Here is a 13659-nt window from a genome sequence, read left to right as displayed (position 1 = left end):
CCTCCGTCACCACCGAATGTGAGACAGGGCCAAGTTAACTTGACACTCCCGACGAAAGTGGTGGTCGGGGTCGTCGCCGGGCAGCACGATCTGGCCGGTCGCGGAGGTCGTGGAGCGGGCCGCCTTCGACCAGCGCCCCGGCGAGTCCGGCTGATCTCACCCGCGCGGTCAGGTTAGCTCGGGCGGCCCGGTTGTGGTGGGCGGCCCCGGCGGGGTGTGGTGGTGGGTGGCTTATCGGGCAAGGCTGTGGAATCGGCCGCCGGCGACTTCTGTGGCGATGGTGCCCGTGGGTTGTTGGGCGTAGACGGGTGTGAGGCGGGCGGCGAGGGTGCCGTCGCCGAGTTGGCCACGGTTGTTGAGCCCCCATGCGAGGACGCGACCGCCGTCGGTGACGGCGAGGCTGTGGGACTGACCGCCGCTAATGGTGTTGATGCTGACCCCGGGAGGCAGCCATACCGAGACGGGAAGGCTGCTGTGGGTGGTAGTCGAGTTGCCGAGTTGTCCGGAAGCGTTGGCGCCCCAGGCGAGGGCGCGTCCGGTGTCGGTGATGGCGAGGCTGTGGGAGAGCCCGGCGTCGATGTCGGTGATGGTGGTTCCGGCGGGGATGCCGACGGCGACGGGGATGGAGCTGTTGGTGGTGCTGGCGTTGCCGAGTTGGCCGTAGTTGTTGTAGCCCCAGGCGTAGGCGCCGCCAGTGGAGGTCATGGCCAGGGTGTGGAATGCTCCGGCGGCGACTGCGGCGGTGGCGGCTCCGCCGGGTAGTGGGATGAGGGTGGGCGTGCGGCGGTCGGTGGCGGTGCCGTCGCCGATCTGCCCGAAGGTGTTGTCGCCCCAGGTGTAGATCTGTCCGATGGACGTGAGGGCGACGTTGTGCACGTTGTGCACGGCGATGGCGGTGATGACCGTGCCGGCGGGGAACGTCACCTGCACAGGAGTGAGCCGCCGGTTGGTGTCCCCGAGGCCGAGTTGCCCGGAGTTGTTGCGGCCCCAGGCGAACACCCGGCCGTCAGAGGTCAGGGCGAGGCTGTGGCCTGCGCCGCCGGCCACCGCAACCGTCGTGGTCCCGGACGGCATGAGTACCTGGGTTGGGGAGTCTCGGTCGCTGGTGTCGCCGGTGCCGAGTTGCCCGTCGCTGTTGGAACCCCAGGCGTAGGCCTTTCCGGTGCTGGTCGCTGCCAGGCTGTGGCTGTAGCCGCCCTCGATCGAGGTGAGCACCCTGCCTGCGGGGAACGCCATCGCCACCGGGAGGGCTCTGTCGGTGATCGTGCCGTTGCCTATCTGGCCGGCATCGTTGGCGCCCCACCCCAACGCGAGACCGCTGGCCACCACCGCCAGGCTGAAGAAATTGCCGGCGGCGACGGCGGTGGCCTTGGTGTTCGTGGGTAGGTCCACCCACACTGGAACCCTGCTGAGGTTGAGGGTTCCGTTGCCAAGCTGCCCATGGTTGTTCTCTCCCCAGCCCAACGTGCGGCCGGTCGAGGTGAGTGCCAGGGCATGGTGCCGGCCGGCGTCAAGGTCGGTGACTGTGACACCGGCCGGCAACGCTACCCACACAGGGGTAAGGGCCGCCCCGTCGGTGCCGCTGCCGAGATCCCCGAAAAAGTTGTAGCCCCAGGCGAGTGCGCGTCCCTGAAAGGTAATCGCGTAGCTGGAATAGTAACCGCCCTCGATCTTGGTGACGGTGACACCGGGCGGCAGCCACACCGCTGCCGGGACTGGGTTGACCTCAGGGACGACAGTTCCCCTGCCCAACTGGCCCTCGGCGTTCCGCCCCCACGCGAGCGCCTGTCCGGTGGAGATGATCGCCAAACTGTGAAAGCTGCCGGCGCCGATGTCGGTCACGGTCGTGCCGGCGGGCAGCGACACCGGCGTGGCCGTGTGCCGGTCGGTGGTGGTGCCATCGCCGAGTTGGCCTTGCGAGTTGTCGCCCCAGGCCAGAACCTGGCCGGTGGAGGTCAACGCCAGACTGTGATCGCCGTGGGCGGCGATGTCGGTCACGGTCGTGCCGGTCGGCAACTGTACCGGTGCAGGAGTGGAAGAGTTACCTCCCGGGGCGCCCGTCCCCAACTGGCCTTCGCTGTTCCATCCCCATGCATACACCTGTCCCGTCGACGTCAACGCCAAACTGTGAGCGAAGCCGGCGGCCACGGCAGTCGTGGTGATCTCGCTGGGCATCAGCACCTGGACGGGTGTCGGACGGACGGAAGTGCTGCCATCCCCCACCTGGCCGGAACCGTTGGCGCCCCACGCATAGACGAGCCCGTCGGAACTGACCGCCAACCCGTGTCGTTGGCCACCAGCGACGTCCGTAAACGTTACGCCCTCCGGCACCGACACCGGCCCCGGACGGTTACGGTCGCCCCTTGTTCCATTACCCAACTGGAAATCGTTGTTCTCTCCCCAGGAGAGGACATCAGTACCGGCCGTCGCCGCTGCGGCGGGCACCGCCAACCCCGCCACCAGCCCGGCACCGGTGAGCAGGCCAGCCACCAGCAGCGCCGTGAACCCACGACCCACATCCGCCGCGGGTCCACGCCGACCTCGACTCGAACCCACCCACCGGCAAGACCACCACTGACCCCCGCCGCTCCTCCCGCCAACCAGGACCCGGCAATCATGACCGCCCCGCGCACCGGTCGCTGCGTCGCCTTTCTCAGTGGCATCCCTGACACCGCATGTCTGCTCGTCTGACGAACGTCTTCTCATGTTCTCGGACATGAACGTGCTCCTCCCACAGGGACACGACCGAACCCTGTTCCAGGGCCGGACGATCAGTGAGGGATGGGAGCCCGTCGGCAGATCAGCGCGCTCCGGAATCACCGGCGGCACCAAACCAGGCCAGCATCACCGACAGTGACTCTATGGATGCCTAGCGCGTATGACTATCTGATCACGGACAGGCTTGGTGTACGACCCTCACCGCTCCTCTGCCGGAGTGGCCCACGTCGCGGCTGAGGTGCTGCGACAAACTGATCGGCGAACCGCGGCGATCCTGCGCGACGCCCAAGTAATCTCAGCAATCGGCTGCTGGCTGGCGTTCACAATGAAGTCGCCGGTTTCGTCGAGTTGGCGAAGCGGGCCCTGCCGACGATCGAGGAGGCGAAGGGGCGGGTGCTCGGTGACGACTGGACGGTAGAGCCGTGCTTGGCACCTGGTTGGACGACGCAGCGACGGTGAGGCTGCTCGCTTCGAGCACCACGAGTGCGGTAACACTGCCTCCTCCCGCCCGCCGCCGCTCACATCAGGGAGCGTCCCCACAGGCAGACAGGGGTCTAACCTCGGCCTTTCGCGGCGGTCGTGATCTTGGCTGTATGGCGGGTGGGTAGATCTGGCGAAGTGCCTGCCACGTAAGGAAAACCGCCCGGTGTCGAGTCGTGCAGGTTCCGGTGTGAAAGGCACTTCGTAGGTGCAGATTACCGATTGGTCCAAGGGCTTGTCCGCTGAGGCCGGTGGCCGTGGCGTGGTTCCGCACGTGGGTGCGGCGCTGCTGCGGCTGCTGGCTGATCGCAGCGGGCTGACACAGGCGTTGTCGGTGGCGGTGGCTCGGCGAGAGTTCGTCCCTGGCCGGGACCGGGGCAGGGTGCTGGTCGACCCTGCGGTGATGGTCGCCGACGGCGGTGAGGCAATTGCGGATATCGACATGCTGCGCCATCAGGGCGAGGTGTTTGGCCTGGTGGCGTCGCCGGCGACGTGTTGGCGGGCCCTCGACGAGATCAGCGACCTGCGGGGGGCGGCGTATCAGCCGGGCACGGGCGAAGGTCCGGGTCCGGGCGTGGGCATTGTTCGGGAACGTCCCGGCCACGTATGCGGGTTCCGCAACATCATCGACAACCCGCACGTGAGGCTGATCTACCTGATCCCCGGCCGCGACGACACGCTACGGATCAACGGCCGGGCCACCGTCCTGCGCGACGCGCCGTACTTCGATCCCATGGCGGTTGAGGGGCACCGCCCGGGGTTCGCACTCCAGGTCGAGATCGAACAGACCTTCTACGACTGCGCCAAGGCGTTCCTCCGCTCCGCGCCGTGGAAGGCGGAGACCTGGCACCCCGGAGGTGCTGCACCGCCGGGCGGTGCTGATCGAAGAGGTCGAGCGGCCGACCGAGACCCTGGCAGACCTCGACCGGCACTACGGCCCGGACTACGCGAAGAAGCTCTACTAGCGCTGCGCGCGACTGCGCTCGCGGTGCTCGCGCATCAGCCGCGCGAAACCGTCGGTGTCGACGGAGACCCCGTGCTCCCGGGCGATCTCAACGGTGAAGTCCACCGGGAACCCGTAGGTGTCGTGCAGCTTGAACACCGTCTCGCCGCGCAGCGGGCCACGGCTCAACTCCGTGTCGAGCAGTCGGTTGCCGGCCCGCAGCGTGCGCCGGAACGCCCGCTCCTCGCGCTCGACGACCTCGCGGGTCCCGCCCGGCACCTCGGTCACGCTGTCCGCGACGGTGCCGAGCACCGGCTCGTCGACGCCGAGCAACACCAGCCGGCGCACCGCTCGCCGGAGCAGCCGGCGCACCACGTACCTGCGGCCCTCGTTGCCGGGCCGGACGCCCGCGGAGATCAGGAAGACCGCGGTCCGCAGGTGGTCGGTGACCAGGCGGTGCGCCGCCGGCCCGTCGTCCCGGCCCGTCGCCTCGCGGACCGCGCGCAGCGTCGGGCGCACGACAGCGGTCTCCTGGAGGTTGCCGACGCCCTGCAGCAGCATCGCCAGCCGGTCCCGACCCAGGCCAGTGTCGATGTGCCGGCCGGGCAGGTCGCCGAGGATCTCCTCGTCGGTGCTCCCCCGCTGGTACTGCATGAACACGAGGTTCCACAGCTCGACGAAGCGCTCGCTGTCGACGGCCGGACCACCGTCGCGGCCGATCGCCGGGCCCCGGTCGTAGAAGATCTCCGAGGTCGGCCCTGTACCGTGCCAAACCTGTCGCACAGGCTGTGAGCTGGGAGTTCTTGGCTCGGTCTGACGATCGCCGGTATGGTCGTGCGGTTGCTGTACCTGGGAATGATCCACCTGTTCAACGGTCTGGGATTGCTGATCCGCAGCGACAGAGCGTTGCTGGTCGAAGTCCTCGCGCTGCGGCACGAGACAGCGGTGCTACGCCGCCACATCCACGGCCGGCCGCGACTGTCCTGGCCGGACCGGGCGATCCTGTCCGCCCTCGCCCGCCTGCTGCCCCGCCGACGACAGGCACACCGGATCGTCACCCCGGCCACGTTGCTGAACTGGCACCGCCGGCTGATGCGACACCACCGGACCTACCCGAACCGACCCGGCCGACCACCGGTCAACGACGAAATCCGTGACCTGATGCTGCGGCTGGCCCGCGAAAACCCACGACGAGGACACCGCCGGATCCAAGGCGAACTACAGCAACTCGGCCACCGCACTGCGGCAGGAACCATCCGACGCATCCTGGCCCGCCAACGTGTCGGCCCGCGCCCCGCCAACAGGACATCATCTGGCGCACCTTCCTGCGCAACCAGGCCAGTAGGCTGCTGGCAATCGACTTCTTCCACCTCGACACCATCCTGCTACGGCGCCTGTACGCGCTGGTGCTCATGGAGGTGGCCACCCGACGGGTCCACCTCCTCGGCATCACCGCCCACCCCACCGGGCAATGGGTGACCCAGCAACCCCGTAACCTCACCATGAACCTGGGCGAGCATGCCAACCAGTTCAGGTTCCTGATCCACGACCACGACGCCAAGTACACCGCCGCCTTCGACACGGTGTACACCGCCGAGGGCATCACGGTGGTCAAGACCCCGCCCCCCACCCCACCGGCCAACTGCTTCATCGAACGCTGGGGCCGCAGCCTCCGCGAAGAATGCACCGACCACATGCTGCTCTACAACGAGCGGCACACGCAGGCCGTGGTCGGCGAGTACGCCGACCACTTCAACAACCACCGACCACACCAAGGACGACAGCAGCGCCCACCCAACCACGACCCAGCCGTCATCATCCCCATGGACAAGCCCGTACGACGCCGACGACGACTCGACGGACTGACCAACGAATACACCGAGCAGCCTGAACCGATCTCCAAAACACCAGGTCACCGCCATGAAACGAGTTTTGGCACGGTACAGGGGTCGTTCGTGACGACAGCTGGATGGAGGTGTTCGAGTCCGCGGAGGGCACCCTGGCGATCGTCCAGGCCTCGGGCCCGGACTATCGCGGAACCCTCGAATCGGCACTGCACCATCCATCGACCACCGATGACGTCGGTGATGCCCTCAGCATTCCCAGCGGCGACATCGCAATCTTCAGCGCCGCCCTCGACGGAACAGGCGAGCACGCGATGCCGCTGTCGCCGCCTCAACCAGGCCCGCCCCCGGCTGAGCATGGACCTCCGTCACGGGAGCCGGACACGGGACTGCTCCTGCCAACCCGCAGCAACGGATACAGTCTCAAAGTCAGGTGGTACACCAAAATTGACGACCAGAGCTGCTTCGCCCGGTGGCTGCTCCTCCCGACACACGACCGCCGACCCACATGATGCTCAACCAGAGGCACGCGCCTCGGTGCAACCGACGCCGGCGAGCAGCGCCCGCCGTCGATTTCGGTGACGAGCGGATCGCGGCTTTTCCGCATAGGGATGTGTCACAGGTGTGCGCCGCCGGTGGCGTCGAGATGCTGGCCGGTGACCCAGCGGGCCTCGTCGGAAGCGAGGAAGGCCACCACGTCGGCGATGTCGGCGGGTTGGCCGACCCGGTTGAACGCGGAGAAGGAGCCCCAGAAAGCGAGTTGTTCAGGGTTGTCCCGCAGCCAGACGGCGTTGCTGTCCACGTCGACGATGCCAGGGACCACCGAGTTGACCGTGATACCGCGTTCGCCGAGCTGCTTAGCGAGGGTGAAGGTGAGAGTGTGGATGGCGCCCTTGGTCAGCGAGTAGGTGATCATCGCTGGTGCGGCGATGCGGGTGACGCCGGAGGAGATGTTGATGACCCGGCCGTTGTTCCGCAACTGGTTCAGGGCCTGCTGAAGGATGAAGAACGGGGCTCTCACGTTCACGGCGACGATCTTGTCGAATTCGGCCTCGGTCGTGCGGGCCAGGTCGTTGGAGCTCGCGATGCCGGCGTTGTTGACCACAATGTCGACGCCCGGTTCGGCGCCGGATTCGGTGAGGCCGGCGTCGAAGGCGGACCACAGCGCCTGTGCGTCGCCGGGTACACCCAGTTCAGCGCGGACCGCGAACGCGCGGCCGCCGGCTCCGGTGATGGCGGTGACGGTGTCGTTCGCGGCCGCCTCGTTGGTGCCGTAGTGGACGGCGACGAGGGCGCCGTCCGCCGCGAGTCGTGTGGCGATTGCCCGACCGATGCCTCGGCTGCCGCCCGTGACCAGAGCGGTCTTGCCGTTGAGCAGTGCCATGATGCCGCGTGACCTTTCTGTAGTAATCACTATATATTGCCTGGGCATCAGGCTAGCGAGCGCTATAGAATGTGTCAATGGCCAATGATCGTCCCCGCCGGCGTGGCCGGCCCCGAGCCTTCGATCGGGACCAGGCCCTGTCGACGGCGCTGCACAAGTTCTGGCAACGCGGCTTCGAGCCGGTGTCGGTGGCCGAACTCACCGCGGCCATGGGCATCACGCCACCCAGCCTCTACGCGGCGTTCGGCGACAAGAAGACTCTGTTCCGCGAGGTGGTCGAGCGCTATCAGCAGACTCACGGCGCGTTCTTCGCGACGGCACTCGCGGCGGAGGAGTCCGTGCGCGACGGTGTCGCCCGCGCGCTACGCGCCGCTGCGGTGGAGTACACCCGGCCCGAGCATCCACCTGGTTGCCTCGTCATCAGCGCGGCCGTCAACTGCACCGCAGCATCGGCTGACATCACCGAACTGCTGCGCGCCCAACGGACCGCCAACATCACCGCGCTGCGAAAGCGGATCGAGGCCGATGTCGCCGACGGCCGGCTGCCCGCCGGCACCGACGCCGGCCGTCTGGCCGTCCTCGTCGGCGTCATCCTGCAAGGCATGTCCCAGCACGCACGCGACGGCGCCGGCACGGATGAGCTTCTCGCCGTTGCCGAAGCCGCTATGCTCACCTGGCCTGCGAAGATCGACACATAACCGTTTACACGCTGCGCATGATCCGATATCCGCTCATCGGCAGTTCCGGGCGCCCGTCAGACCGCCTCCACGTGACCGTGCGTGACGCGCGGATCGCGGCTACGAGCGTGCGTCTGTCAGCCATCATGTGCGGATGGCAGCAGACATCTCGACCACGCCCTTGAGCGATGCGGAGATGGAACAGCTCGTCGAGTTCCTCGCCCGGTACGTCAACACCGAGCTCGACCAGTTTGAGCATTGGCGGGTCGAGTCAGCCTACGGACCCGCGTTCATCGACATCTCACGCCACGCGTCGCACGACGCCCACTGGGCGATCTGGCCATTGCCCGCTTCCGTCGGCAAGGAGTCCTGAACGACAGCGCGTGCTCACCGGCTCGGCATGAAGTCTTCCAACCATGCGCCCGCCGCTTCGGTCAACGCTCAGGCTCCTTTCCGGTAGTGGCTCCTTCCACCCGAGTGAAGAACCACGAAGATCAACCACAAGAGCGGAACCGAGCCGGCCGTTCCATGCTGACTAGGATGCGGCGATGCAGATCTCCATGTGGGTCCCCTATGACGAGAAGCGACTGCGGCGCACGCTCCGGTTCCTCCTCCGTCCGCAGCTGAACTCCGTCCGCATCCTGGGCGGAGTGCTGATCGTCCTCGGCCTCGCCCTGGTGGCACTGGAGCCCTCGATGCCGACGGCCTACGGGACTTTGGTCCTCGGACTGCTGTTCGTGGTCGCGATCGCACCGATCACGGTGGCTCGGTCGGTGCGTATGCAGTCCGACGTCATCAAGGACGGGTTTCACATGACGCTGGACGACGAGTGGGTCACGGTGGCCAACCCGCTCGCCGAGTCGCGGTTTCGGTGGGCCGGCCTCGGCCGCGTCATCGAGACCCCCGAGGTCTGGTACATCATGTTCGGCAAGATCCAGGCGATCACGATCCCGAAGGACCTGTTGACCGAGGAGCAGCGGGCCGAGTTCGCCGCGTTCGTCAACGGGTTGCAACCCGCCTGGAAGTGACCGCCGCCCATGGCGAAACAGTCACGAGCCAAGACGATGGGGCCGCGAGCCGGCCGATCGTCGGCTTCGGCGCAGGCGAGCTTGACTACCCCGTGTACCGCGCCAAACTCTGTCGCACATGCTGTGAGCTGGAAGTTCTTGGCTCGGCCTAATGATCGCCGGCATGGTCGTACGGTTGCTGTACCTGGGAATGATCCACATGTTCACCGGGTTGGGGCTACTACTCCGAGGAGACAGAGCGCTGCTGGTCGAAGTCCTCGCGCTACGGCACGAGACAGCGGTGCTACGCCGCCACATTCACGGCCGGCCGCGGCTGTCCTGGCCGGACCGGGCGATCCTGTCTGCCCCAACCCGTCTGCTGCCCCGCCGGCTACGGGAGCATCGGATTGTCACTCCGGCCACGTTGCTGGCCTGGCACCGCCGGCTGGTGCGACACCACTGGACCTACCCGAACCGACCTGGCCGCCCACCGGTCAGCGACGAGATCCGGAACCTTGTCCTGCGGCTGGCCGAAGAGAACCCCCGATGGGGACACCGCCGCGTTCAAGACGAACTACAGCGGCTCGGCTATCGGATCGGCGCCGGCACGATCCGAAGGATTCTGACCCGCCACCGTATCGGCCCCGCGCCCCGCCAACAGGACATCATCTGGCGCACCTTCCTGCGCAACCAGGCCAGTGGGCTGCTGGCAATCGACTTCTTCCACCTCGACACCATCCTGCTACGGCGCCTGTACGCGCTGGTGCTCATGGAGGTGGCCACCCGACGGGTCCACCTCCTCGGCATCACCGCCCACCCCACCGGGCAATGGGTGACCCAGCAAGCCCGTAACCTCCTCATGAACCTGGGCGAGCATGCCAACGGCTTCCGGTTCCTCATCCGCGACCGCGACGCCAAGTACACCGCCGCGTTCGACGCGGTGTTCACCGCCGAAGGCATCACGATAGTCAAGACCCCGCCCCGCACCCCGCGAGCGAACTGCTTCATCGAACGCTGGGGCCGCAGCCTCCGCGAAGAATGCACCGACCACATGCTGCTCTACAACGAGCGGCACACGCAGGCCGTGGTCGGCGAGTACGCCGACCACTTCAACAACCACCGACCACACCAAGGACGACAGCAGCGCCCACCCAACCACGACCCAGCCGTCATCATCCCCATGGACAAACACGTACGACGCCGACAACGACTCGACGAAGTGATCAACGAATACCACCAGGCAGCCTGAACCGATCTCCAAAACACCAGGTCACCGCCATGAAACGAGTTTTGGCACGGTACACGCTCGTTCCCTGCTTCCTCGCCGTCCGTAGGGGAACGGTCGCCTCCACAGCGGCGGCCGGGCTGGTGGGGCCAGACGGATGCCATGGAGTCGACCCGAGTCCGCGCCGGGTCGGGGCGGAAAGCCATCCCGGAATGTCATGCGGGTCGGTGGCTCGCGTCTGCGCGTCCGTCAGCTGAACGAGTGTGGCCATTACGTGTCGGCGGTCGGCTCCGGGACGCGCAGCCGCGGGCGTTCCCATCGCTGTTCGACGCGGGCGAGACGCCACACCGCTACGGCGACAACCCAGGCGAGGACGAAGAAGCCGACGATGACGAAGCCGGCCTGGTTCAGGTTGGCGCTGCCGATCGCGGCGAGTGGTCCGTGGCGGATGCCCAGTCGGTCGGTCAGGATCGACACCAGCTCGACGGTGCCGATGAGCACGGCACCGTCACCGCCGCCTCGATCCGGCTCTGGATCAAGACCTGATCAGCCCGCCCTCCAGCCCTCTCGGTCGCTACTGCAAGTCAAGCGCCCTGGAGCCGACGGCGCCATGCTCTGCCAGGTACTACCTGGAGGTCGGCTGCTACTCCAGCACCGCACGGAAGGCGCGCTCGCCGATGCCGCGCATCAGCGGGTTGTCCGCCGAGTGCGTCAGGAAGACCAGGGACAGGACAAGCGCCCACCCACGCGACCGCTCCCAGGTCGCGTCGTCCGCGCGGCCATACGCTTGTCGAAGAGCAGCACGCTGCTCCGCCGTGAACAACATCCAAGCCACGGACAGGTCGGTGGCGGGATCGCCCGAGGTGATGTCACCAAAGTCGATCACGGCGCTGATTCGGCCGCAATCGACCAGGATGTTGGCCGGGTGCAGGTCCCCGTGCAACCACAGCGGCGGACCATCCCAAGCAGGCGCAGCGCCGGCCGCCTCCCAGATCCGCAGCGCGGCGACACGGTCACCCGGATCGACGTGCGCCAGCCCGGTCAGGACTCCCTCGGGGCGCCCGGCCAGTGGTATCCCGCGAAACCGGTTGACGGGCACCTCCGAAGGAGCCGGGGCATGCAGCGCGCCCAAGAAACCGCCGAGCGTCGCCGAGGCCGACCAGAGGTCGTCGGGCTCCGACCGCGCGGCGGTCCGGCCCGGGAAAAACGGCACGACACTCCATGACCACGGGTACTGAGTCGTCGGCTGCCCGACACGCACCGGCGCTGGCACCGGCAACGGCAGGCGGTCGGCCAACTCCGGCAACCACCGCTACTCGTGCGCGACGAGCTCGGCGGCCATGGCGCGTCGCGGCAACCGGACGAGGAACTCCTCACCAAGCCGACACACAAGGTTGTCCCAGCCGTTGGCCAGGACCTCGACCGGCAGGTCCGCCAGGTCGGGGTGCTGCTGATCGAGTAGACGGCGCACCAGTTCGACAGAGACTGGAACCTCCGCAGCGGGCATTCGCTGAATTGTCACAGCGAGAACCGTACGGCCGCGCCCCGGGGCGCTTGGAAGCAAGAGAGGGAAATGACTGCGCCGCGCAGGGCCATCACGTGATCCGCCGGACACGGCCTAGATGTACTGCCCAGGGAGGTTGGTCAACCGCCGCTGGCAGGTCTGACCGCTCTGCAGACGCTGGAGTGGCGGGGGGTGTCAGCGGGCGAACGGCTGCTCGTCGCTGGAGCCGCTGGCGCTGTCGGTGGTCTGGCCCTGCAACTGGCCCGGGTACGAGGCGTACGGGTGGACGCCCTGGTCTCCCGCGAAGCCCACCTCGACATCACCAGAGAATGGGGCGCGGAATTCGCCACCACCGACCCGGCCGCCCTCGCCGACCGCCACTACGACGCGGTCTTCGACACGTTCGGCGCGTTCGTCACCGAGGCGGTGGCTGATGGCGGCCGGTACGCCTCCATCGCCACCCAGGCCGGACCGGTTCCCGATCTGCCCGCGAGGAAGGTACTGACCACGATCAACCAGGTCCGTGAGGACGGCGTCGGGCCGCGTGAACTCACCACGTACGTCGATCAGGGCGCCGTGTCGCTCCGCATCGGCTCCACCTTCAGGATCCATGACATCCAGGCCGCGCACCGACCATTCGGACAGGGCTGCCTGAACGGAAAGGTCACCGTCACCTTCTGACACCGCCCGCGTGGCGCGAACAGAAGAGGGTGGTGATCCCGCGCGAGCGCCGAGCCGACGCGCTGCTCGTGGATCCGATCCCGACACCGCGAGTGAATTCAGCACCAGGGCTGACCGAGGGGGCCAGCCGGGCGATTCCGGGAACGACCGGCCCCGGTTGGCCCCCTCGGTTCCCTCGTCGGCATCGCCTCCGTCGACGCCGTCCTGGCCGTCACCCCGGTTGGACCGCCAGAGCGACCCCTCTCGTCTCTCATCGTCGGCGCCGCCTACATCGCCGGGGTCCTGATCGCCTGGCGCCTGATCCACCTGCCCGAACACCGCGGGCCAGCGCCGCGACCGCGACCGCCACGTCCGCACCGCCCCCCAAGATCGAGCACCTGGGTCAGGAATCGCTCAGGTGGTGGCCCCGTGCCTGACCCGCGACGGAGATTGTTAGGTTCGAGGCATGGACCTGCGCGCTCGGCTGCGCCACCAGCTTGAGGGTTTCCGCGACTGCCTGCGCGACGACCTGACCGCCCCCATCGAGCACTGTCCAGGCTGGACCCTCTACGACCTGGCTGACCATCTCGGCAACGGAAATCTGTGGGTGGCATCTGCGGTACGCGACGGGCGCGACGGCCATCATCCGGTTCCCGCGCCGCGTGATGCGCTGATGCCGTGGTTCGAGGACACGTGCGCGGTCATGCTGGAGGCTCTGGCGGCTGACCCGAGCGCCCCGGCCTGGACGTTCCACCCCCCGCACACGATCGGCTTCTGGCAGCGTCGCCGCTGTCAGGAAACCCTCCTGCACCGCTGGGACGCCGAAAACGCCCTCAACCGGCCTACCGCTATCGATGCCGACCTGGCCGAAGACGGCATCGCGGAGGTGTTCGACACCATGGCGCCACGCCAGATCGTGCGCGGGCGAACCAGCGAGCCGAAGGTGGCCATCCGGGTTCGTGCCCACGACAGCGGCGGGTCCTGGATCTACGGACCGGGTGAGCCGGTCGCCGAGATCACCGGTACGGCCGAACAGTTGCTGTTGATGTTGTGGGGCCGCCTATCAGTCGATCACCCCGCTATCGGCTGGACGGGGGACCGGAAGGCGGCCCTGGTCGTGCTCGCGGGTCCCCTGACCCCCTGACGGGATCGAACCAGGCACCCGTACGCCCGGAGTTCCCCTTCGTCGACGGCCCGGCTCGGCGGCCACTGCACTG

Annotated in this window: 14 protein-coding genes and 3 pseudogenes; 11 read left to right on the top strand and 6 right to left on the bottom strand. The window is 67.6% G+C overall.

All coding sequences use genetic code 11. The features are described from left to right. Nucleotides 1–231: 231 nt before the first annotated feature. Nucleotides 232–2490 carry an RCC1-like domain-containing protein gene (locus ACSMXO_RS10940; protein WP_455417591.1) on the bottom strand — a complete coding sequence of 753 codons (2259 nt, stop codon included), beginning with the start codon at nt 2488–2490 and terminating at the stop codon, nt 232–234. A 916-nt stretch (nt 2491–3406) separates the two neighbouring features. Here ACSMXO_RS10940 and ACSMXO_RS10935 point away from each other — a divergent pair. Both ACSMXO_RS10935 and ACSMXO_RS10930 read left to right on the top strand, forming a co-directional pair. After that, nucleotides 3407–3809 (top strand): annotated as a pseudogene (locus tag ACSMXO_RS10935) (IS1380 family transposase); the annotation flags it as partial. Further along, nucleotides 3782–4163 (top strand): annotated as a pseudogene (locus ACSMXO_RS10930) (pyridoxamine 5'-phosphate oxidase family protein); the annotation flags it as partial. The pseudogenes ACSMXO_RS10935 and ACSMXO_RS10930, both read left to right, overlap by 28 nt. On the opposite strand, the gene ACSMXO_RS10925 reads toward ACSMXO_RS10930, so the two are convergent. Then, complete coding sequence (locus ACSMXO_RS10925) at nt 4160–4924, bottom strand: alanine--tRNA ligase-related protein (RefSeq protein ID WP_455417590.1); 765 nt, start codon at nt 4922–4924, stop codon at nt 4160–4162. The pseudogene ACSMXO_RS10930 and the gene ACSMXO_RS10925 sit on opposite strands and share 4 nt — an antisense overlap. 45 nt (nt 4925–4969) lie before the next feature. Between ACSMXO_RS10925 and ACSMXO_RS10920 the strand changes: the two genes are divergently transcribed. The 3 genes and pseudogenes from ACSMXO_RS10920 to ACSMXO_RS10910 all read left to right on the top strand — a co-directional run bounded on the left by ACSMXO_RS10920 (nt 4970) and on the right by ACSMXO_RS10910 (nt 6497). Further along, on the top strand, nt 4970–5620 hold the full coding sequence (locus ACSMXO_RS10920) for a helix-turn-helix domain-containing protein (RefSeq protein WP_455417589.1): 651 nt from the start codon (nt 4970–4972) through the stop codon (nt 5618–5620). Continuing rightward, nucleotides 5554–5877 (top strand): annotated as a pseudogene (locus ACSMXO_RS10915) (integrase core domain-containing protein); the annotation flags it as partial. The gene ACSMXO_RS10920 and the pseudogene ACSMXO_RS10915, both read left to right, overlap by 67 nt. 233 nt (nt 5878–6110) lie before the next feature. Further along, nucleotides 6111–6497: a hypothetical protein gene (locus ACSMXO_RS10910; protein WP_455419462.1), complete on the top strand. Its 387-nt coding sequence runs from the start codon at nt 6111–6113 to the stop codon at nt 6495–6497. Between the two features lie 104 nt (nt 6498–6601). Here the strand turns inward: ACSMXO_RS10910 and ACSMXO_RS10905 are convergent, their stop codons facing one another. Next, nucleotides 6602–7447 carry an SDR family oxidoreductase gene (locus ACSMXO_RS10905; protein WP_455417588.1) on the bottom strand — a complete coding sequence of 282 codons (846 nt, stop codon included), beginning with the start codon at nt 7445–7447 and terminating at the stop codon, nt 6602–6604. Between ACSMXO_RS10905 and ACSMXO_RS10900 the strand changes: the two genes are divergently transcribed. From ACSMXO_RS10900 to ACSMXO_RS10885, 4 genes are all read left to right on the top strand, one after another. Further along, on the top strand, nt 7447–8067 hold the full coding sequence (locus ACSMXO_RS10900; protein ID WP_455417587.1) for a TetR/AcrR family transcriptional regulator: 621 nt from the start codon (nt 7447–7449) through the stop codon (nt 8065–8067). The genes ACSMXO_RS10905 and ACSMXO_RS10900 overlap by 1 nt on opposite strands. A 133-nt stretch (nt 8068–8200) precedes the next feature. Then, entirely contained in the window at nt 8201–8419 is a 219-nt protein-coding gene (locus tag ACSMXO_RS10895) for a hypothetical protein (protein ID WP_346263624.1), read from the top strand. A 175-nt stretch (nt 8420–8594) separates the two neighbouring features. After that, nucleotides 8595–9074, top strand: coding sequence for a YcxB family protein (locus ACSMXO_RS10890; RefSeq protein WP_455417586.1), 480 nt, complete (start codon nt 8595–8597; stop codon nt 9072–9074). A 163-nt stretch (nt 9075–9237) separates the two neighbouring features. Then, a complete protein-coding gene (locus ACSMXO_RS10885; RefSeq protein ID WP_455417585.1) occupies nt 9238–10302 on the top strand; it encodes an integrase core domain-containing protein in 1065 nt (354 codons plus the stop codon). Nucleotides 10303–10548: 246 nt separating this feature from the next. Here the strand turns inward: ACSMXO_RS10885 and ACSMXO_RS10880 are convergent, their stop codons facing one another. The 3 genes from ACSMXO_RS10880 to ACSMXO_RS10870 all read right to left on the bottom strand — a co-directional run bounded on the left by ACSMXO_RS10880 (nt 10549) and on the right by ACSMXO_RS10870 (nt 11800). Next, a complete protein-coding gene (locus ACSMXO_RS10880; protein WP_455417584.1) occupies nt 10549–10779 on the bottom strand; it encodes a hypothetical protein in 231 nt (76 codons plus the stop codon). A gap of 142 nt (nt 10780–10921) precedes the next feature. Then, the gene (locus ACSMXO_RS10875) at nt 10922–11584 is read right to left on the bottom strand and encodes an aminoglycoside phosphotransferase family protein (protein WP_455417583.1); all 663 of its coding nucleotides are present in this window, start codon (nt 11582–11584) and stop codon (nt 10922–10924) included. A 6-nt stretch (nt 11585–11590) separates the two neighbouring features. Further along, complete coding sequence (locus ACSMXO_RS10870) at nt 11591–11800, bottom strand: hypothetical protein (RefSeq protein WP_455417582.1); 210 nt, start codon at nt 11798–11800, stop codon at nt 11591–11593. Between the two features lie 174 nt (nt 11801–11974). Between ACSMXO_RS10870 and ACSMXO_RS10865 the strand changes: the two genes are divergently transcribed. Both ACSMXO_RS10865 and ACSMXO_RS10860 read left to right on the top strand, forming a co-directional pair. Next, complete coding sequence (locus ACSMXO_RS10865) at nt 11975–12463, top strand: zinc-binding dehydrogenase (RefSeq protein WP_455417581.1); 489 nt, start codon at nt 11975–11977, stop codon at nt 12461–12463. A gap of 445 nt (nt 12464–12908) precedes the next feature. Beyond that, complete coding sequence (locus ACSMXO_RS10860) at nt 12909–13586, top strand: maleylpyruvate isomerase family mycothiol-dependent enzyme (RefSeq protein ID WP_455417580.1); 678 nt, start codon at nt 12909–12911, stop codon at nt 13584–13586. The last annotated feature ends 73 nt before the right edge of the window (nt 13587–13659 follow it).

Source organism: Plantactinospora sp. DSM 117369 (genome assembly GCF_053764795.1).
Note: the sequence above shows the minus strand (reverse complement) of the source record. Positions and strands in the feature narration are given on the sequence as shown.